Raw genomic sequence first — 19,790 nt, 5'->3', positions numbered from 1 at the left:
ATGCGCGCGCCCGGTGGTTTTGCGAGTTGCCTGGACACGCGCCGTCAACGTGCCGCGAACCTGGTGCGAGTTCGGTGCGAGTTCGGTGCGAGTTCGGTGGCGAGGCGGCGCAGGTTCAGGCCTGATTCCGAGGTGGCCGCCGCGGTGCCGGGCATGCACCGTACTAGCGCATCATGGGCCGCCGCAGTACGATGGCGGCGGGGGCCATGCTGGCCGGGATGCGCTGTTCGTGTGCATGTGGGGCGTTTTACACGCGAAAAAGCCCAATGGCATAGCGCTTGCTTCAACGGTTGTCGAACACCGAATGCGCAGCGCATTCGCCTTCTATCCGACAACAAGAGCGGGGCGTGACATGCGATGCTATGACGAGATGCGCCATCACGACGATGCCGTGCGGCCACACTACGCACGCTTCGAACGATGGCTGGTGAAGCAGGGTAATGAAGCGATCGCGCGCAAACGCGCCGAAGCGGACCTGCTATTCCGCCGGGTCGGCATCACCTTCGCGGTAAACGGCGATTTGTCGGGTACCGAGCGGTTGATTCCCTTCGACCTGATTCCGCGCATCATTCCGCGCAGCGAATGGCAGACGCTGGAAGCGGGTTTGCGACAGCGCGTGCAGGCGCTCAACCTGTTCATCCACGACGTTTATCACGGGCGCAATATCGTGCGCGCCGGGATCGTGCCGGCCGAGCAGGTCTATACCAACGCGCAGTACCGGCCCGAAATGCAGGGCGTGAATGTGCCGCTCGGTGTTTACGCGCATATCGCCGGCGTCGACGTGGTGCGCGCCGGCGACGAGGGCGCGTTCTACGTGCTCGAAGACAACCTGCGGGTGCCGTCCGGTGTGTCCTACATGCTGGAAAACCGCAAGATGATGATGCGGCTGTTCCCGGAACTGTTCGTGCAGAACCGCATTGCGCCGGTCGCGCACTATCCCGATCTGCTGCTCGACACGCTGCGTTCGGTGGCGCCCGAAGGCGTCGACGATCCGGTTGTCGTGGTGCTCACGCCGGGCATGTACAACTCCGCGTATTTCGAGCACACGTTCCTCGCGCAGCAGATGGGCGTCGAACTGGTGGAAGGCAAGGATCTGTTCGTCGACGACAACTACGTGTTCATGCGCACCACGCAGGGTCCGAAGCGCGTCGATGTGATCTACCGCCGCGTCGATGACGACTTCCTCGATCCGCTCGCATTCCGTAACGATTCGGCGCTCGGCGTGCCGGGTCTGTTGACCGCGTATCGCGCCGGGCGCGTCGCGCTCGCGAATGCGATGGGCACCGGCATCGCCGACGACAAATCGATCTACCCGTACGTGCCGGAGATGATCGAGTTCTACCTCGGCGAAAAGCCGATCCTCAACAACGTGCCGACCTATCAGTGCCGCAAGCCCGACGATCTCGCGTACACGCTGGCGCATCTGCCCGAACTCGTCGTGAAGGAAGTGCACGGTGCCGGCGGCTACGGGATGCTGGTGGGACCGGCCTCGACGAAAGCCGAAATCGAATCGTTCCGCGAGCGCCTGATCGCGCGCCCGGCTGGCTATATCGCGCAGCCGACGCTGGCGTTGTCCGCGTGTCCGACGTTCGTCGAAGCAGGCATCGCGCCGCGCCATATCGACTTGCGGCCCTTCGTGCTGTCCGGCAAGACCGTCACGATGGTGGCGGGCGGGCTGACGCGCGTGGCGTTGCAGGAAGGCTCGCTAGTCGTCAATTCGTCGCAAGGGGGCGGCACCAAGGACACCTGGATGGTCGACTGACGGGCCTGCGGATGCGCTCGCTCATGCGAGCACATCCGCGACTCAACAAGCCGGCGACGCACCCTATGCGCCGCCTGCGCACACGGATAACCAGCGCGGGCCTTTTTCAAAGGCTTCGCGTCATCAGATACGGAACGCCGTCATGCTAAGCCGCACCGCCGATCACCTCTTCTGGATGGCCCGCTACATGGAGCGCGCGGAGAACACCGCCCGCATGCTCGACATCAACCTGAAGGCGCAGTTGTTGCCGCAGACGCCCGAGCAGGAAGCGCGCGCGCAACGCTCGGTGCTGCGCATCTCCGAGCTCGAAACCGCATTCGCGCAGCGCTACGACGAACCGACCCGCGAAAACGTGCTCGATTTCATGGTGGCCGATTCGACCAATCCGTCGAGCATTCATTCGTGTTTGCAGGCCGCGCGCGAAAACGCCCGCGCGGTGCGCGGCACGTTGACGACCGAATGGTGGGAAACCATCAACGACACCTGGCTGGAATTCAACGAGCGCACCGCGTCCGGTCAGGCCGCGGGCAACCCGGGCGCGCTGTTCGAGTGGGTGAAATTCCGCTCGCATCTGTCGCGTGGCGTGACGATCGGCACCGCGTTGCAAGACGACGCGTTCTTCTTCACGCAGCTCGGCACCTTCCTTGAACGGGCCGACAACACCGCGCGGATTCTCGACGTGCGCTTTGCCGACGTCGAACCGAATTCACGCGACGCCGCGCGCCAGCTCGAAGATTTTTACTATTGGACCTCGATTCTCAGCTCGGTGTCGGCGCTCGAAATCTATCGGAAGGTGTATCGCGATGTCGTGACGCCGGCGCGGGTGGTCGAACTGATGATCCTGAACCAGCAGATGCCGCGCTCGCTGCTGGCGTCGCTCGAAGGCGTCTGCGCGAATCTGGCGATGCTGCGCACACAGGGCTCGAACCAGTGCGAACGCTTCGCCGGCAAGCTGCGCGCCGAACTGGTGTACTCCGACATCCGGCAGATTTTCGAAACCGGCCTGCACGCTTATCTCACGCAGTTCCTTGCACGCGTGTTCGAACTCGGCAATCTGGTCGCCCGCACCTATCTGATGCTGCCAGTCGCCTGACGGAGTTTTTTATATGTACCTGACGATCCGCCACGACACCGCCTATCGCTACGAAGCGACGGTCCATTATTCGATCCAGCAACTGCGTCTGACGCCGGCAAGCGGCGCCTCGCAGGTGGTGCGGCGCTGGAGCATCGATGCGCCCGGCAAGCTCGACGCTACCTTGGACGCTTACGGCAACGTGCTGCACACGCTGGTCATCAACAAGCCGCATAACGAGATCCGTCTGCATGTGGCTGGAGAAGTGGACACGATTGCGCTCATCGACGGTCACCTGCCCGACAGCGTCGGGCCGATTCCGCTCGAACACTTCACCTGCGCGACGCGCCTCACCGAGGCCGACGCTGCAGTCCGCGAACTGGCCGAATCGGTGCCGGTCCTGACGACTTCGAGCGGCCTGATCGAACTGTCCGAACAGATCATGCAGCGCGTGAAATACCGCTCGGGCATCACCGAGGTGACCAGCACTGCTGCGCAGGCGCTCGCGCTCGGCAACGGCGTGTGTCAGGACCACGCGCATCTGATGCTGGCCTGCTGCCGGGCGCGCGGCATTCCAGCGCGCTACGTGAGCGGCTACATCGAACCAGGCGACGTGCCGCACGCGGCGAGCCATGCATGGGTCGACGTGTGGCTCGACGGCCGTGGCTGGATTTCCATCGACGTGACGCACGCCGCGTTTGCCAGCGAAAGCTACTGCCGGCTCGCCGTCGCGCGCGATTACGAAGCCGCCGCGCCGGTGCGCGGCCGGCGTATCGGCGGGCTGGAAGAGGAGTTGAAGGTGTCCGTGACGGTCAGCGCGCAGCAGTCGCAGTAGCGGCCAGGAGCGGCTCGGGAGGTCTGGGAGGGGCGGCGCGAATGCGCGTCAGCCCGCACAGACATACAGAAAAGGCCCGCAAAGACCCTAATACGTGATAAAGGCGCATACGCGCCGCATTACAATAGCGGCGTTCTGTCGTTTTTCGCGGGTACTTTTTCTTATGACCTACTGTGTCGCGATGTCCGTCGACGAAGGGCTCGTGTTCCTCTCGGACACCCGCACCAACGCGGGCGTCGATCACATCAGCACGGCGCGCAAGATGTCGGTGTTCGAGATGCCGGGCGAACGCATGCTCGTACTGCTCGGCGCCGGCAATCTGTCGCTGACGCAAGCCGTGCTGCACGAACTCACCGAGCCGGCCGATGCTGCCCAGCCAACGCTCTGGACGGCGCCGACCATGGCCGACGCGGCGCGCGTGATCGGGCGCGCGGTGCGTTGCGTGCACCAGCGTGAGGCTGAGGCGTTGCAGGAATTCGGCGTCGACTTCAATTGCAGCTTCATTCTGGGCGGCCAGATCGCGGGCAACCGGCCGCACCTGTTCATGATCTACTCGGCGGGTAATTTCATCGAAGCGTCGGCCGTGAATCCGTATTTCCAGATCGGCGAGGCCAAGTACGGCAAGCCGATCATCGATCGCGTGCTGACGCCGTCCACGCCGCTCGACGAAGCCGCCAAGTGCGCGCTGATTTCAATGGATTCGACGCTGCGCTCGAATCTGTCGGTCGGTTTGCCGCTCGATCTGCTGGTGTACCAGAAGGATTCGCTGCGCGTCACGCGGTTCGTCTCGATCGATCACGACAACGCGTACTTCGAGATGATTCACCGCACGTGGGGCGAGCGGCTGCGTCAGGTGTTCGGCGAGATTCCCGAGCCGGACTGGCAGGAGTCGCCCAATGTGCCGATGCAGCAGCGCGAGCGCACGCTGGTGCTGCATCGCGCGCCGGTGGGTGCCGACGGCGTCGAGCATGAACTCGAAGTGAAGCCGGCGCAGACGCTGGCGCAGTCGGATAAGGCGAAGGTTCAGCGCCGTTAGACGGATAGTGAGTGCTGCAGCATCGCGACCGGATGCGTAAGCTGCTGGCCACGCTTGGCTGCTGGGAGGAGGTCGACCACAAGGCCTTCGCCGGCCGGCTCGCCCGCGATGAGGTGCGGTGCCACGACGGCGCGCCGCTGCCGCGCGAGTTGCGGGAGCGGCTGCTGCGCGAGTGCGAACGGCTCGCGCTGGCGCAGCAGCAGTTCGCCGCGCTGGAGAAGACGCGCCAGGTGAGCGTGCCGGCCCCCGCGCGCCAGCGAAGCAATGACTTGGCGCGCCCGAAGGGGATCGGCGAAGTGGGCGCGTCGCGCCTCGCGCTCGAGCTGTTCTGGAGGGAGTTCAGCAACCGGCGCCAGGTGGGCGCCTGCGTCGGACTGGTGCCACAGCCGTACGACAGCGGCGAGAGCCAGGTCGATCAGGGCATCAGCAGGCAGGGTAACCGACGGGTGTGCGCGCTGCTGGTCGAGATGGCGTGGACCTGGCTGCGTTACCAGCCCGGCAGCGCACTGACACAGTGGGGTTCAACCAGCGCACCCAGGGCACGGGACCGAACCGTCGCGCCCGACGCATCGCGATCGTCGCGGTGGCGCGACGTCTCGCGATCGCGCTGTGGCGCTATCTGAAGGACGGCGTGATCCCCGACGGGGCACAGCTGAAGTCCACATAAGCCCAAGGTTTGGCAGGAAGGAGGTATCTTTTAGCCAGGCAGTACGTAGCAGACAGGTCTGGTGTGAACATGCCCGGCGACTGTCCTGGTTGCTGACGCAACCGCTTCTCAAGATGGGGCATGTTCCCGGTGAGGATGTCGGCGCAACGCGCATGCAGGATGAGGCTGGCTCCTTGCCAGCGGATAGAAGGTGGTCGGGACGTCAGCTCCGACGCACGCGACGATCGGCTTCGGGCCAGGACGTAGAACGCATCGCAGCAATGGTTGACGGTGAGGAACAGGCACGGCAGAAATGCGCCTGTATGGCTGGCGAGCGCAATAATCCAGGCGATCGCCAGCCATACGCCAGCATATCGCGCCTTCGCAGCGTCAAGGGGGGCCGCTACGCCAGCCTTCGCCTGCCCTTGACCCCGCTACGGCGCTTGACAATTTCCTGCTCATAGAAGGACAGTCGGGGGAACCCGCTGCCGAGAGGTCACACCAATGTCGTCACGAGCCTGCCAAAGGCTTCGCTGGCGGCCTTTTCTTTTATCCCCCGTTGATCCGGCTGGACGTGCAATGTATGCCCGCGTGGGCGTCCGTCCTGCTATGCCTTGCACATGCCGACCGGCTCTGCCGCTTCAAACCGGGGACGAAAAAAAACCAGCCGCAGGTTTATCACCCGTGGCTGGTTTTCAACTGCGTGCTGCTTCAGCAGTTCGTCAAGCTCGATTAGAACTTGTGACGGATACCCAGGCTGATGATTTCCTGGTGGTCCTTACCTGCCTGGTAGCCATACGAGCCGACCGATGCGCCTGCGTCGACGATGGCGCCCGTGCCTTGATCACGCTGATGGCCGCTTGCTTTCTGGTAAGCACCGACCAGGTACAGGTCGGTACGCTTCGACAGATTGTAGTCGCCGCCCAGCGAAACCTGGTTGTAGCTTGCCGACGCGTCGCCAGAGCCGTGCGTGTAGATGTAGCCCAGACCGAGCAGCATTGCCGGCGTGACCTGCCAGCCTGCGTAAGCGCCAGCAACCTGGAACTTCTGCTGCGACGCGAAGCCCGAGAATGCGTCCGGCTTGTACTGCGCGAAGCTGTAACGGATGTTGAACGTGAACGGACCCGTGACAAATTGGCCAGCTGCCGACGTGATGTCGATCTGCTTGGCCGACTGGTACGCACCGTTGATGTTCGAGCCGTCAAACGTAGCGTCCGACGTCACGCCCGTATTCCAGACGCCAGCCGGCGTTGCCGGAGTGACGCCGCGGCTTGCCAGCGTGTTGCCGTTTTCCATGCGGAAGTAGCCAGCTGCAACGCTGAACGGACCACCGCTCCACGTTGCTGCGCCTGCCCACGATTGGCCTGCGCCCGTTGCGCCAGCGACGCCGCCGAGAGCATACATGCCTTCGATCTGGAAGCCGCCCCACACCGGCGAGACGTACTTGATGGCGTTGTTCGTACGCGAGCTGTTGTCGTTGTTGTCAACGTCGCCCGGCGTCGTGAACGTGCTGCCGAAGTAGTTGTCACCCGTCAGCGGCTGGACCAGGTCGACGACCGGGTCATACTGGCGACCCAGCGTGAACGTACCGTACGCGTCGTGCGTCACACCGACATATGCCTGACGGCCGAACAGCTTCGTGCCCGTGCCGTACGAGCCCATCTTGCCGTTGTTCGGGTTGAAGCCGCTTTCCAACTGGAAGATCGCCTTCAGGCCACCGCCCAGGTCTTCCGTACCCTTCATGCCCCAGCGGCTACCCTGCAGGTTGCCCGGAAAGAGTTGAAAAAGGTGGTTGTTGGCCGTGTCCGCGTTATGAACATACTGGATCGAGTCATCGATCAAGCCATAAAGCGTCACGCTGCTCTGTGCATGTGCTGCGCCTGCAGCGCCGAGCAATGCCAGCGAGAGGGTCGACAGTGCGATTCGTTTCATCCATTTCTCCACGCAGATGATTAGTTTCTTTGTTGCGGAAAGGAGAATAGCTCACTGCCTCTAAAGGTAAGAACAGGAAAAAAAAGAGTGTCGCCAAAAAGTAACAAAAGCTACAAAGCCTTGTATTTAAAGCCCGTTAACGATTGTTGCTGTTTCGGCAATATTGATTCGTTGACTGAGCATTATTGTTGTTTTGTCGACAGTGAAGATTGCAGCACATGCAATTCAGACACCTGTTTGTATGATTTTTGTAATCTAGTCGTCTATTTTTTGTGCCGGATCCGTAGCGTTCGCATAAAAGCGGGAATGCTTGTCAGTTGACGAACGCGCTGGAGATTGTGGGCATGCACCACGAATGAGCATCACATGAGTTTGCGATCTTCGGGGGCCTCACATGCCGCCTTGCAGCGGTGCATGAGGCTTTCCGCCTCATGCACCGCTTTCGTCGTTATCAGCGCCAAGGCGCGCCACTGTGGCGACGGCAATCCCGGCGGCCGCTGCCAGCAGGACCGAGCCCCATGGATGCCGCCTGACATAACGATCCGCCGCGATGGCTTTGCGCCTTGCCTCCACCAGCGTGACGGCCGCGGCGCGGGTGGCTTGCGCTTCGGCATGCACGACGCCGCGGCCGATTTTGATTGCCGTAGTGCGCGCCGACGCTTTCCGCCGTGGTTGGTCCGTCGAGGAAGCCATGCCTTGAGCGGAAGCGGAACCCGCCGCGGCCGCAGCGCCGGCCACGGGCGTGACGGCGCCGCCGCCGGTCGCGCGCCCGTTCGCGCGCGGCACCGCATCCGCTGATACCGTCGACGCGGCGAGCACCGAAGCAAGCTTCGCGCGGCTGCCGGGGGGTGGGTTGTCCTGCATGCCCCATTCGCCGCGCGGGTCGTGCAGGCGGCCGCGCGCCGCCGAGAATTCCGCGCCGAGCAGCAGCACGGCCGCCGAGAAGTACAGCCACATCAGCAGCACCGCGAGCGAGCCGGCCGCGCCGAACGTGCTTGCCATCCCCGCATGAGCGATATACAAGGCGAACAGCTTCTTACCCGTCGAGAACAGCACGGCCGCAACGATCCCGCCGACCAACGCATCGCGCCACTGCACCCGGGCATCGGGCAAGAACTTCAGCAAGCCGGCAAACGCGAACGCCAGCACCAGCAAACCGACCCCGAGTTGCAGCAGGTTTCCGATCACGACATACGGAGAGTCGCCCCAGAGCCACTTGCCGATGAACGTGATGACCGTATCGAGCACCAGCGAGACGATCAGCAGGAACGCGACGCCCAGTACGAGACCGAACGAAATCAGCCGGACCCGGACCATCGCGATCACGCTCGACGAGCGCGGCCCGGTGTTGGGCCAGACTATATTGAGTGCGCTGTTGAGCGATGAGAAGGTGGCGGACGCGCCGATCGCCAGCATCGTGAACGAAATGATCGCTGCGACGCCGCCCGCGTTGCCACTGTGATGCGCGTTCTCGACGATGGTTTGCACGCCTGCGGCGGCCTGGTCGCCGAGCAGGCCATGAATGTGGTCGAATAGTTCGCCGCGCGCGGCTTGCGCGCCGAAGAACCAGCCGGCTACGGCAATCACCATCACCAGCGTCGGCGCGAGCGAGAAGGCTGCATAGAACGCGATGCTGGCGGCCATGGCTGCGCAGCGGTCGTCGGCAAACTGTTTGAATGCGCCGATTGCCCAGTTGGCTTGCTTGCGGGCCACCATCCGGAGGTTGTCGGCGGAAAGCGTGTCCGTGTCCATGGTCGTCTTCTCAATGGGGTCCTGGCGCCGGATGCGGCATTGTGCCGTTGAGGCGGTCTCGAAGCCGTCTTTGCGTTGAGGTCTTCTGCAAACCGTGCGCCTGTCACTATAGCAAGGCGGCATGCAGGTCTCGTCGACACGCGCGAGCCAGGTGTGCCGTTAGAATGCCAGTGGACCCTCACATTCTTGTCACTATGCACTCACACGAACTCGTACAGCAGCTGGACGTGATTCCAGCCGAACAACTGGGCGCGTGTCTGCCCGCGCATGTCGCCGCGCAGTTGCCGGCCCGGGGCGTCACGGTGTTCGCCGTCAGCGACGACGCCTCCGACACCGCCGAATTCAGCGCACGTTACGGCTTCGGCCTGGAAGACTGCGCGAACACCATCGTGATTCGCTATAAGAAGGAGGGCGCCGAGCATTATGCGGCGCTGGTCTCGCTGGGGTCGTTGCGTCTGGATATCAACGGCGCGGTGAAGGCTGCGCTCGGTGCGCAGCGGCTTTCGTTTGCCAGGCGGGAAGCCGCTGTGGAGCATAGCGGAATGGAGTTCGGCGGGATTACGGCCTTCGGCTTGCCGGACGATTGGCGCATTCTCGTCGATGCTGCCGTGACGGAGCGTGCTCAGATTGTGATGGGCGCCGGGGTTAGGGCAGCCAAGCTGCTGTTGGCGCCGGATATATTGCGGCAGTTGCCTCGATGCGAGGTCGCCTCGCTGACCTTGCCAGCAGGCTGAAACGCTGTTTCTCGCCTGCGTGGCGCTTTTTGTCTGCTTGCCCTGTGGCGTGCAACCAAAAAGCGCTACGCAATGGGCCCGTTGGCTCAAATAATCAATCGTGAAATCTTGGTGCCTTCCAGCGACACCCCAGCCATCAACCCGCCGTTAGTCAGCACGAAAGCCTCGACCGGTTTGGTAGCGGTCGACGTATCAATCGCGCCATTGGCGCCAACCTTCAGCACCGCGACCGTCGCATCGGCACCCGCCGCCCACCCCTGGCTGCCAAGGAATTTGTCGAGCGCATCCTGCGTCATGAAAAGGAATATGAGCGCCTTGGATTGCGCGCCGATCTGCAAGCCGAGCGACCCTGCGACCGTGCTGTAGTATCCCGCCGTGCGTCCGCCGACGCGCAACGCGCCTTCGCCATATTGTCCGCCGACCCAGAAGCCGGCGGAGATGACGGACGGAAACACGAGCACGCCGCGCGCTTTGGCAACGAGTTCGCGTGAACCGGCGACGTTCGAGTAAAGCCGATCGAGGGTTGAATCGACGCCGGCATTGATCGTGTCGCGCTTGCCCGCGTTGGCCGAAGCAGACGCGCTCGAAGACGGAGACGTTGTGGTGCAGCCGGCGAGGCCAAGACCCGCCGTTGCCAGGACGGCGCCGGTGGTGGTGATGAATTGTCGTCTGCGCATGATGGCTCTCCCTATGCGTTCGTTATGGGAGGTTCGGCTGTCGCCGTCCTCTTTGCCCCCGCCGGAATCGACCGGGAACAGGCATGTGACGCAATCTGGGGACAGCAGTTCCCGTGCCTGTTACGTCGCCTCGTGTGGCCCGTGCTCAGTGCTGCTTCTTCGCACGATCTCCCCCTGATGAATCATGCAGCCCCGAGATGCAACCGCGTGCAACCGCGTGCAATTGCTTCAAGACAGGCTTTGACGAAACCGCGCCGTCCTACACGTTGCCTAGGGCCTCGATCGTCATATCGAGCAGCGCCCGTAGCCGTCCCAGCCCTCGCAAGTCGCGGTGATAGCCGAACCAGACGTCGCGGCCCGGCGGCGCTTCGTCCAGTTCGATGCGCGCAAGTCCGGGCGTGCTGTCGCCGAGCGGGCGCGGCAGCACCGCGAGGCCCGCGCCTTCCGCGCACATGCGTGCCTGCGCGCCGCGATTGTTGCTGCCGAAGGCGACGCGCGCTTGAGGCAGCATCCGCTTGACCCAGACGACGTCGGGCAGTGAGCCGAACGCGCTGTCCATACCGATGAGCGTCTGACCGGCGCCGTCGCCTTCACCCGTGTATGCCGCCGCCAGATCGGCGCGGCCGTACAGCGCGTAGTCGATGTGCATCAGCTTGCGCTGGATGACATCCGCCTCGTCGAACGGCGTGATCCGAAACACCAGATCGGCCTCGCGACGCGCCAGATTGTAGCGGCGCGAATCGGTGACGAGTTCGATCGACACCTCGCGATGTCTTTCAAGAAACCGCGCGAACACCGGCGTCAGCACATGAACGCCGAACCAGTCCGACGACGAAACCCGCAGCGCTCCGATGAGTTGCTGTTCCTTGCCGCTCAGCGCGCGGCTGAAACCCAGCGCTTCTTCTTCCATGCGCTCGGCGTAAAGCATGACCGCGCTACCCTCGTCGGTCAGCACGAAGCCGTCGCGGGTGCGTTGAAACAACGTATGACCGACGGCCGACTCCAGCGCGCGCAGCCGGCGTCCCATGGTCGGCTGGGTCTGTCCGGCGAGCCTCGCGGCCGCGCCGAGCGTGCCGCCGCGAGCGATTGCCAGAAAGATGCGGACATCGCTCCAGTCCAGTGTCGAGCCATTCATTTTCGTTTGCGTGCTGTGCAGAAGTGTCGATTTACGTGCCTTTTCGCATGGACGATTATGCACGTATCGACTCGTTCACGTACCCACATCCCAGGAAGCCATCATGTCCATGCAAGCCCTCGTTCTGACGCAATACAACGGTCCGCTCGAGTTCACCGAACTGCCGCGGCCCGAGCCGGCGCGCGGCGAAGTATTGGTGCACATCGCCGCGAGCGGCCTGAATCCGCTCGACACCAAAATTCGCGCTGGCGCGGCCGGCCACGCCAGACATCCGCTGCCGCTGGTGCTGGGTATCGACATGGCGGGCGTCGTCGAGGCGGTAGGCGCCGGTGTCAGCGCGTTCAAGGCAGGCGACCAGGTGTACGGCATGACCGGTGGTGTCGGCGGGATACAGGGTTCGCTCGCGCAATATGCAGCCGTCGATGCGGACCTAGTGGCGTTGAAGCCGTCGAATCTGTCTATGCGCGAGGCCGCCGCGCTGCCGCTCGCTTTCATCACGGCGTACTCGGGCATCGTCGATCGCGCGCACTTGCAGGCCGGGCAAACCGTGCTCGTGCACGGCGGCGCGGGCGGTGTCGGATATGTGTCGGTGCAATTGGCGAGCGCGCTCGGCGCGACTGTCTTCGCGACGGTCAGCGAGCGCGACCGCAGCGTGGTCGAAGCGCTTGGCGCCACGCCGATCGATTACCGCGCGCAGTCGGTCGAGCAGTATGTGGCGTCGACGACGCAAGGTGTGGGCTTCGACCTGGTCGTCGATACGGTGGGCGGGGCGACGCTGGATGCTTCGTTCGCCGCAGTGAAGCACTTCGGCTATGTGGTGAGCGCGCTCGGCTGGGGCACCCATGCACTGGCGTCGCTGTCGTTTCGGGAAGCCACTTATTCGGGCGTGTTCACGCTTCATGCGCTGCTGTCCGGCGAAGGCCGCGCGCATCACGGCGAGATGCTGCGGGTGGCGACGCGACTGGCGGAGCAAGGCAAGCTCGCGCCACGCCTCGACGCGCGCCGCTTCGATCTGGGTTCGGCGCAGCTTGCTTATGATGCGCTGACCGACGGCAGCGCGCGAGGCAAGGTGGTGGTCGGGGTTGCTTGAGCGGAGCAGGACGGTTCGAGCTGGGCTGAGTTGCGCTGAGTTGCTCGCAGTTCCGCTGGCGCTTGATCGGCCCTCGCCGCGTCGAACTCCAGTTGTCGCAACACGCCTTCGCACGTGTTGTTCGAAGTGCCAGGCAATCTGCTGACATGTCATTTCGACACGCGCCTAACCTTCGCCCACATCTTGCTCTTATCCGGTGCCGTGCCGGGGGCGAGTCGCTCGCATCGTTGCTGCCGACGACGCACTTCAACAGTCCCGCGGTGATGTTCGGTTTGCTGTCGCTGACGGCGCTGCTGATTTTCTCGGCGCACCCGGCTCCGACGGTCCGGTTCTGACCGGTTACCGCGTGCCGATTGGGTCCCACATATCGCGGTCTTTCTATTCAGCGATGCATCGAATTTCGTCAATGGACATATTTTGTATGTTGGTGGCGACGTAATTGCGTCGCTTTGATTCGAGCGCCGTATTCAGAGTAATACTGACAGACAAAGGGCAATTGGACGGCAGTGTAAACCCGCTCGGTTTGAACTGTCTGTGTGATTGCCCTCACTCCCGTCCTTCTAATCTCTCCCCTATGTTCGGATAAACGCTTATGTGAAGCGTTCGAATGCTTCATCGTCGTTTCGCCGCCTGTTTCCCACCTCGAAAACAAACCTCAGTCGCGCCTTCATGCCGCTTCTGCGCCACGGCTCGGCCCCGAAACACAACCGCTCGATTCCTATGCCGAAGCGGGCTGGATGTTAAATAAAAAGAATCGGTCGGACTGCATGACCAAAGAAAAAAGTAGCGTTTTTCAAGATTGAGAAATGACGATATTTGACGAATCGACCGCGAATTTAATTGAAAAAAGGCCGGTGATATCGCTTTGCGTGGGGTAGCGAACGGTCGATGAGTTGAGCTCCGCATAACGTGAACTTCCATCAAGTCCTGCTGTGATCTTTCCACGACTTTGTTCGCGCACAGCCAACGGTTTCTCTCGGGGCATATCAAATCGGACCGGGATTTTCCGCGAGAAAGATGCCGGGCGCTACGCGATTTTCGAGTGGTGCGAAGCACTGGTGAACAGGTTTTGACGTTTCATTTTCGATGGTGAACAGAGATTCGCTGGTTATATGAATCTGACTTTGCAATATGGTTAGGAGACTGAAATGAAAAAGTACAACGGGGAAACAAGGGCACTAGGGACATGCAAGGCGGTCCTGGCTGTTGCCGTGAGTCTGTATGCTGCGATGGCTGGTGCTCAAACCAATCCGGCGACACCTGTCGCGCCGTCGGCCGACTCGGCGAGGCTGACGCTGGCGCAAACTTTGCCGGCCGATTGCCCGATAGTCGACACGATTGGTTGCAAGCGCGAATACGACGGTTTGGTGGCGGTTGGCGGGACCGGGATGATTGCGGCTATTGGCTCGACATCGGCGGCCGGTTCGCAGAACGGCAACGGGAGCGGCAAGGGGAACGGGGCTTCGTCGGATAGCTCGGGCGATGGCGGTGCCAGCAATGGGACGGCGTCGGGGCCGGGAGGGTTTGGGGCGGGGAGTTCCAGTAGTGGCCGCAGTGGCAATGGGGTGGCGGGGGCGGCTGGTGGTGGTACTGCTACTGGCGGCGGTGGCGCGAGCACCGGGGGGGCGGGCGCCGGTGACGCAGGCGGAACAGGCAAGGGTGGGACGGGTGCTGGTGGCACAGGTGGAACAGCTACGGGTGCCGGTGGCACAGGTGGATCCGGTACGGGCGGGACAGGTGCGGGTGGGACAGGTACGGGCGGGACAGGTACGGGCGGGACAGGTACGGGCGGGACAGGTACGGGCGGGACAGGTACGGGTGGGACAGGTACGGGCGGCCAGGGCAACGGCGGCCAGGGCGACGGCGGTCACGGCAGCGGCGGTCACGGCAGCGGTGGCCAGGGCAGCGGTGGTCAGGGCAGCGGCGGCCAGGGCAGCGGCGGTCAGGGCAGCGGCGGTCAGGGCAGCGGTGGCCAGGGCAGCGGCGGCCAGGGCAGCGGCGGTCAGGGCAGCGGCGGTCAGGGCAGCGGCGGGCACGGCAGCGGCGGTCAGGGCAACGGCGGTCAGGGTAACGGCGGTCAGGGTAACGGCGGTCACGGCAGCGGCGGTCAGGGTAACGGCGGTCACGGTAGCGGTGGTCAGGGCAACGGCGGCCAGGGCAGCGGCGGTCAGGGTAACGGCGGTCACGGCAGCGGCGGTCAGGGTAACGGCGGTCACGGCAGCGGTGGTCAGGGCAACGGCGGCCAGGGCAGCGGTGGTCAGGGTAACGGCGGGCACGGCAGCGGTGGTCAGGGCAACGGCGGCCAGGGCAGCGGCGGTCAGGGCAGCGGTGGTCAGGGTAACGGCGGGCACGGCAGCGGTGGTCAGGGCAACGGCGGCCAGGGCAGCGGCGGTCACGGCAGCGGCGGGCAGGGCAACGGCGGCCAGGGAAACGGCGGTGGTCACGGGCACTGACGCGGCGAATTTCGTTCAGTGCGCGGCGGTCGGCGAAACGGCCTTTCGCACAGACGCCCTCGCTTTGGAGACGTGAGCGGACACCAGGACGGCCGTTCTTTGTCACGCACCCGTACCCAACAAAAAGGCACAAAAAGCACAAAAAACAAGCCACAAAAAATCCCCTCGACAGATAGGCCTTCGAACCAAAGGCAATCTCGTCGAGGGGATTACTCACGACCTCGCGCTTCCCAACCATCACCCTGCAAAGCGCTCAGGCAACCCTCGCCGCTCAACCTGGATTCACCGCTCCTGCTCCACCAAAAAAACTATCTCCCCGGCAGCATTGTCATCCTCACGCGTACCACCGCCAAAACGCGTTCGCATCTCGGCGGCGCAAGCGCAGCCGGTATCCGGCGACGTATCGGCAAACATAGCCAGAACGGTCGAACTAACCGGCCTCGCCGCTGATCGTGGCGCGAAACTGGTGGTGTTTCCGGAGAAATTCCTGAGCGGCTACGAGCCCGACCTGATTGCCGGCGACCCCACGAAATATGCGTTCGACGCACACGATGCGCGGCTCGATCCGATTCGTGAGATCTGCCGCCAGCGCGAAATCGCGGTAGTGGTCGGCGCAGCGACGCGTAGTGTTGACGGTCTTTATATTTCTTCGCTGGTGTTCAGCCGTTCTGGTGAGTTCATCGAGCCGTATCACAAGCAATACCTCTACAGCGGCGAGACGCGGATTTATCGGCCGGGCACGCAGGGCGCCATGCTGGAGATCGACGGCTGGCGGCTCGCGCTCGGCATCTGCTACGACTCGGGTTTTCCGGAACACGCGCGCCTTGCGGCAACAAACGGTGCCCACGCTTATCTGCTGAGTGCGCTCTTCAGCGTGAAGACCGGCTACCACCAGTCGCGCATCTGGTTTCCCGCGCGTGCTTTTGACAACACCATGTATGTGCTGATGTCGAATCACGTCGGCACGACGGGCGGCTGGGAGACGTGCGGCGCAAGCGCAATCTGGAACCCATATGGCGATGTGGTGACGGAGGCAAGCCGTGATTGCGCAGAGGTAATTACAGCGCTAATCGATCCAGCGGTTCTAGCCGACGTCCGCGAGCGTGAGACGGTGCTCGCGGATTTTAACGCGCGCGGTGACGAGAGATCGGGTGTCTACGCGGTGCGTCGTCTGGACTAGATTCACGGGCGCGTTTCTATTTCAATGCTGCGCCGCGCCCACCGTATCGCGTTGCCGCGCGGGCACGGCCCACAGCAACGCCACCGTGCCCGCGGTCGGGAGCATAGTGACCACCGCGAAGCCCGCATGGATGCGACGGCCACCGCAGCCAGATTTAACGCGTTGGTCGCGAGCCGATCCGCAGCATGCTATCCGCTACAATGATGCGCACTACCCACTTGGAGACTCGCTTTGAAATCTATTGTCGCTCTGGTCGCCGCGGCTGTTCTTTCTTCAACGGCGATGGCCGCTGCACCCACTACCGAAACGCTCCCGTCCGGCGTCGTCGTTCAGCATATTACGCAGGGCACGGGTGCCCAGCCGACAGCTGACGATGTCGTGAAGGTCAACTACCGCGGCACGCTCGCCAATGGCACGGAGTTCGACAGTTCCGCGAAGCATGGCGGTCCGGCAACCTTTCCGCTCGGACGAGTGATTCCTTGCTGGACGCAAGGCGTGCAAAAAATGAAGGTCGGCGGCAAGGCCAAGCTGACTTGCCCGGCGGCTACTGCCTACGGTGAGCGCGGCGCCGGGCCGATTCCGCCGAACAGCGATCTGACGTTTGAAGTCGAACTGGTCGGCATCGTCAAGTAACGCGGCGTCAGCTTCGTTAGGATCAAGCCCTTCTTCGGACACCGAGGCGGGGCTTTTTCTTTTAGGAGCATTGGATGTGCCCACAGCATTTTGTCTGCGATGAATGAAGAGCGGAGTTGGAGAGTAATGCGATAAAAGGAGGCCCGCTTGCATTGCGAGTGGCTTGCCAATTAGACAAAGCATAGATGACTCGCCAAACAGTACTAACGACAACCCGGATTCAGCTTCTGCGTCTCCAGCTTCGCGAAACCGGCAGCGCGAACTATGTCGACAGTGACGAAATGCCTCCGCGCGCGCCGCGGCACGGCAGGTCTTCAAGGAACGAGTGGAAGAGGTCTTTTTTTCAAGTCCGGCTGTTCCCGGTCGTTTACTTTCTACTCATGTGCGAACGTGGCAAGAACCGCTTCGCGCATTCGAGAAGACCCGCCGCCATTCGCCGCACGTCAGGAGCGCCTGCCATGAACATCGACTTTCATTATGGGGTCGTCTATATCGTCGCTCGCATCGGCGGAATGACGGCCTGCGAAGCGCTCACGGTGGCACACGCGTGCCAGTATGTCGACGACGCGACGACCCACGGAATACTACGCTTCTCAGGCGGCGAGACCTTTGAACGTTTTGCCACCGCGCACAAGCTGTTCGACTATTCCAACACCGAGAACGACCAGAATAGGCTGGTGTGGACGCCCTTCCATTTTCTGCCTGCCGGTGAAGGAGCAACCCTGGAAGATAGAGCGGTGTGCCGGGCGGATAGTGCGATCGCGCGCGAGACCGTTCGGCGGGCGATCCGGCAGAAAGGAGCCGATACGGCGTTGCATCGGTTGGGTGTGACGCTTCATACCTACGTCGATACCTGGGCGCATCAAGGGTTCGCCGGTATCGAAAGCCGGATGAACCGGATCCATCTGCTGGAGGCCGAGGATTGAACGCCGGAAAACTGGCTTGCGCACCTTACCCGCGCCACGCGCCATCTGATCGATCAAATCGAGTCCGATGTACTGACGGCCGCGCTGCCAGTCGGCCACGGCGCCGCATTGCACTTTCCCGACCAGCCGTGGGCGATATGGAATTACATCGATGGCAGAGGCGTGCGCGTCGAAAGGCACAATCTGCCGGAGTTCGTGCAAGCGGCGGAGATGACTTGCCGCGCGGTTCGCGCTTATGTTGCGGGACGGGCAGATTTCGAATTTCAGCCCGGCATGCCGGACAACGTGAAAGAGGCGCTCACCGAACTGCTCGCTACCAATCGGAACACGGACGACAACAAGCGCTTGCAATCCATTTGCGATGCGGTAAAAGTCGGCGCCATTCCCGGCTTGCGCGAGTCCATTCCGGATTATGTGGCCAACGTTTGGGTTCCTGGAAGGGCACCGTTTCGTAACGACGCAGGAAATCCTGCCGGCTCATGGACTGCGGATCGCGTAGATGAGCCGACTCCAAGGTTGGAATAAGCCGGCAATAAGCACCGGCCTGCCTGGTTATTCCGCCCGGACTGCCTGACGCTGGGCAGCCTGTTCTTCCGCATGTTTCCTGGCCATGTGTCTTCCCACCAGGCACCCGCCTACCGCGCCCACTACCGCGTGATGCCCGGCATAATGCCCCGCGACCCCGCCCACGACGGCGCCCTTGACGCAGCCGGCAGCATTCGCCGTGCCGATAGTGGCCGAGGCGGCGAAGGTCAGTGCGACCGTCATGAGGGCGGCCTTGATAAGGCTAGCTTTCATCTGAATGTACCGTGCTGTCGAGTTTTTCGAAGATGGCGCATTTGGGCGTCATTTCAATAGCCGCCCCAGCGGCCGCGCTCATGCCCTTCATGCTCGCGCCATTGTTCGCGGCGCCATTCGTGTTCGCGCCATTCGCGACGCTCGCGCCACTCGCGGGCTCTCCAATCGCCGTCGCCGTAGCCGCCATACGCGACCGGTACCGGAGCCGGTCCGTAAGCAACCGGCGGTGCAACATAAACGGGCGGGGGCGGTGCATAAACGGCAACCGGAAGTCCGACTCCGATGCCCACATTCACGTGCGCCGACGCCACCGACGATGCCGCCAGAATTGCCAGACCAAGTGCTGTGCCAACGATCTTCCTGTTCATTTCCCTTCTCCTTGCACGTTCGGCTGTTACTGCGCCGGTTACTGGTTTGCCGCTGATTTGCTTCTGGGTACGGTTCGGAGTGTAGGAGGGCAATGCGGACACAGGTGAAACAGCTCTGCGAGATTGGTAACGCGTCGTTACCGGGATTTGGGCCAGGATTAAAGCCGTGCCTGGCCCAAATCCCGGTAACGGCAAAGCCCGGTCATCAGGTTCGCCTTCTAAACGCCGACAGGCGCGCAATTGCACTCGCACGACAAAAAAATAGCCGGACAGGTTTTGAATCTCCGGATGCTTGCCTATAGTAGAAGCGACTATTGCCGCAATGCACAGTAGCCGGGCTTCTCTTGATAGGTACGACGGGGAAACAAACATGACGCCGACGAACGCTGCGATTTATCGAACCCAGACTTGCACGCCGGAGTCGTTACGGACGCTGGCCGGCTACCTCGAACTGGCGCTCGACGAAGGCGAAAGTGTGGTTCTGATGCGCATCGGCATAAATGTGCGCAGCGTTTATGTCGGCAATCCGTCCGGTGCATTTGAAGATTTGACGGATCACGGCGTAGTGGCCGCCTTTCAGGCAGACGAAATGCTGGCGTTGACGCAGTTGGGGTTGAACCGGATAACCGCGGACGACCAGCAGTACCGGTTCATGCGCAGCGTGAGGTACATTGCCGACCGCCAGGTCGTTGTTTTTACGCCGACGTAAGCGGTTGGCCAGTACATGGAAAGGCAAAAGATTGCGGCTATTGAGCAGTGGC

General features: G+C 62.6%; 16 protein-coding genes and 3 pseudogenes. 13 read left to right on the top strand and 6 right to left on the bottom strand.

Annotated features, from left to right (window positions below):
* The first annotated feature begins 352 nt into the window (after positions 1-352).
* From SB772_RS28695 to SB772_RS28675, 5 genes and pseudogenes are all read left to right on the top strand, one after another.
* Positions 353-1,762 (top strand): circularly permuted type 2 ATP-grasp protein, encoded by a 1,410-nt coding sequence (locus tag SB772_RS28695; protein WP_410836544.1) that lies wholly within the window; start codon positions 353-355, stop codon positions 1,760-1,762.
* 142 nt (positions 1,763-1,904) lie between these two features.
* The gene (locus tag SB772_RS28690) at positions 1,905-2,855 is read left to right on the top strand and encodes an alpha-E domain-containing protein (protein ID WP_341318248.1); all 951 of its coding nucleotides are present in this window, start codon (positions 1,905-1,907) and stop codon (positions 2,853-2,855) included.
* Between the two features lie 13 nt (positions 2,856-2,868).
* Complete coding sequence (locus SB772_RS28685) at positions 2,869-3,669, top strand: transglutaminase family protein (protein ID WP_410836543.1); 801 nt, start codon at positions 2,869-2,871, stop codon at positions 3,667-3,669.
* A 163-nt stretch (positions 3,670-3,832) separates the two neighbouring features.
* Positions 3,833-4,705 carry a peptidase gene (locus SB772_RS28680; RefSeq protein WP_410836542.1) on the top strand — a complete coding sequence of 291 codons (873 nt, stop codon included), beginning with the start codon at positions 3,833-3,835 and terminating at the stop codon, positions 4,703-4,705.
* An 11-nt stretch (positions 4,706-4,716) separates the two neighbouring features.
* A pseudogene (locus SB772_RS28675) lies at positions 4,717-5,372 on the top strand (transposase); the annotation flags it as partial.
* A gap of 711 nt (positions 5,373-6,083) precedes the next feature.
* Here SB772_RS28675 and SB772_RS28670 read toward each other — a convergent pair.
* Both SB772_RS28670 and SB772_RS28665 read right to left on the bottom strand, forming a co-directional pair.
* On the bottom strand, positions 6,084-7,283 hold the full coding sequence (locus SB772_RS28670) for a porin (RefSeq protein WP_410836541.1): 1,200 nt from the start codon (positions 7,281-7,283) through the stop codon (positions 6,084-6,086).
* A 429-nt stretch (positions 7,284-7,712) separates the two neighbouring features.
* On the bottom strand, positions 7,713-9,035 hold the full coding sequence (locus tag SB772_RS28665; protein WP_410836540.1) for a YihY/virulence factor BrkB family protein: 1,323 nt from the start codon (positions 9,033-9,035) through the stop codon (positions 7,713-7,715).
* A gap of 194 nt (positions 9,036-9,229) precedes the next feature.
* Here SB772_RS28665 and SB772_RS28660 point away from each other — a divergent pair, with 194 nt between their 5' ends.
* The gene (locus tag SB772_RS28660; RefSeq protein WP_410836644.1) at positions 9,230-9,769 is read left to right on the top strand and encodes a YbaK/EbsC family protein; all 540 of its coding nucleotides are present in this window, start codon (positions 9,230-9,232) and stop codon (positions 9,767-9,769) included.
* 86 nt (positions 9,770-9,855) lie between these two features.
* Here SB772_RS28660 and SB772_RS28655 read toward each other — a convergent pair whose 3' ends face one another.
* Positions 9,856-10,446 carry a YSC84-related protein gene (locus tag SB772_RS28655; protein WP_410836539.1) on the bottom strand — a complete coding sequence of 197 codons (591 nt, stop codon included), beginning with the start codon at positions 10,444-10,446 and terminating at the stop codon, positions 9,856-9,858.
* Between the two features lie 259 nt (positions 10,447-10,705).
* Positions 10,706-11,581, bottom strand: coding sequence for a LysR family transcriptional regulator (locus tag SB772_RS28650; RefSeq protein ID WP_410836538.1), 876 nt, complete (start codon positions 11,579-11,581; stop codon positions 10,706-10,708).
* Positions 11,582-11,684: 103 nt separating this feature from the next.
* Here SB772_RS28650 and SB772_RS28645 point away from each other — a divergent pair, with 103 nt between their 5' ends.
* From SB772_RS28645 to SB772_RS28620, 6 genes and pseudogenes are all read left to right on the top strand, one after another.
* On the top strand, positions 11,685-12,671 hold the full coding sequence (locus tag SB772_RS28645; RefSeq protein ID WP_410836537.1) for a zinc-dependent alcohol dehydrogenase family protein: 987 nt from the start codon (positions 11,685-11,687) through the stop codon (positions 12,669-12,671).
* Positions 12,672-13,040: 369 nt separating this feature from the next.
* Positions 13,041-13,124, top strand: a pseudogene (locus SB772_RS28640) (gluconate 5-dehydrogenase); the annotation flags it as partial.
* A 695-nt stretch (positions 13,125-13,819) separates the two neighbouring features.
* A complete protein-coding gene (locus tag SB772_RS28635) occupies positions 13,820-15,124 on the top strand; it encodes a hypothetical protein (RefSeq protein WP_410836536.1) in 1,305 nt (434 codons plus the stop codon).
* Between the two features lie 325 nt (positions 15,125-15,449).
* The gene (locus tag SB772_RS28630; protein WP_410836535.1) at positions 15,450-16,304 is read left to right on the top strand and encodes a carbon-nitrogen hydrolase family protein; all 855 of its coding nucleotides are present in this window, start codon (positions 15,450-15,452) and stop codon (positions 16,302-16,304) included.
* A 282-nt stretch (positions 16,305-16,586) separates the two neighbouring features.
* Positions 16,587-16,937, top strand: coding sequence for an FKBP-type peptidyl-prolyl cis-trans isomerase (locus tag SB772_RS28625; RefSeq protein ID WP_410836643.1), 351 nt, complete (start codon positions 16,587-16,589; stop codon positions 16,935-16,937).
* 185 nt (positions 16,938-17,122) lie between these two features.
* A pseudogene (locus SB772_RS28620) lies at positions 17,123-18,388 on the top strand (DUF6765 family protein).
* Positions 18,389-18,415: 27 nt separating this feature from the next.
* Here the strand turns inward: SB772_RS28620 and SB772_RS28615 are convergent.
* Together SB772_RS28615 and SB772_RS28610 are read right to left on the bottom strand one after the other, a co-directional pair.
* The gene (locus tag SB772_RS28615) at positions 18,416-18,661 is read right to left on the bottom strand and encodes a hypothetical protein (protein ID WP_410836534.1); all 246 of its coding nucleotides are present in this window, start codon (positions 18,659-18,661) and stop codon (positions 18,416-18,418) included.
* Between the two features lie 53 nt (positions 18,662-18,714).
* The gene (locus SB772_RS28610) at positions 18,715-19,029 is read right to left on the bottom strand and encodes a hypothetical protein (protein ID WP_410836533.1); all 315 of its coding nucleotides are present in this window, start codon (positions 19,027-19,029) and stop codon (positions 18,715-18,717) included.
* A 370-nt stretch (positions 19,030-19,399) separates the two neighbouring features.
* Here SB772_RS28610 and SB772_RS28605 point away from each other — a divergent pair, with 370 nt between their 5' ends.
* Positions 19,400-19,738: a hypothetical protein gene (locus SB772_RS28605; protein WP_410836532.1), complete on the top strand. Its 339-nt coding sequence runs from the start codon at positions 19,400-19,402 to the stop codon at positions 19,736-19,738.
* Positions 19,739-19,790: the final 52 nt, after the last annotated feature.

Source organism: Paraburkholderia sp. SIMBA_030 (assembly GCF_046535245.1).
Taxonomy (GTDB): Bacteria; Pseudomonadota; Gammaproteobacteria; order Burkholderiales; family Burkholderiaceae; genus Paraburkholderia.
The sequence above is the reverse complement of the archived record's forward strand: the minus strand, read 5'-3'. Positions and strand labels throughout refer to the sequence as shown.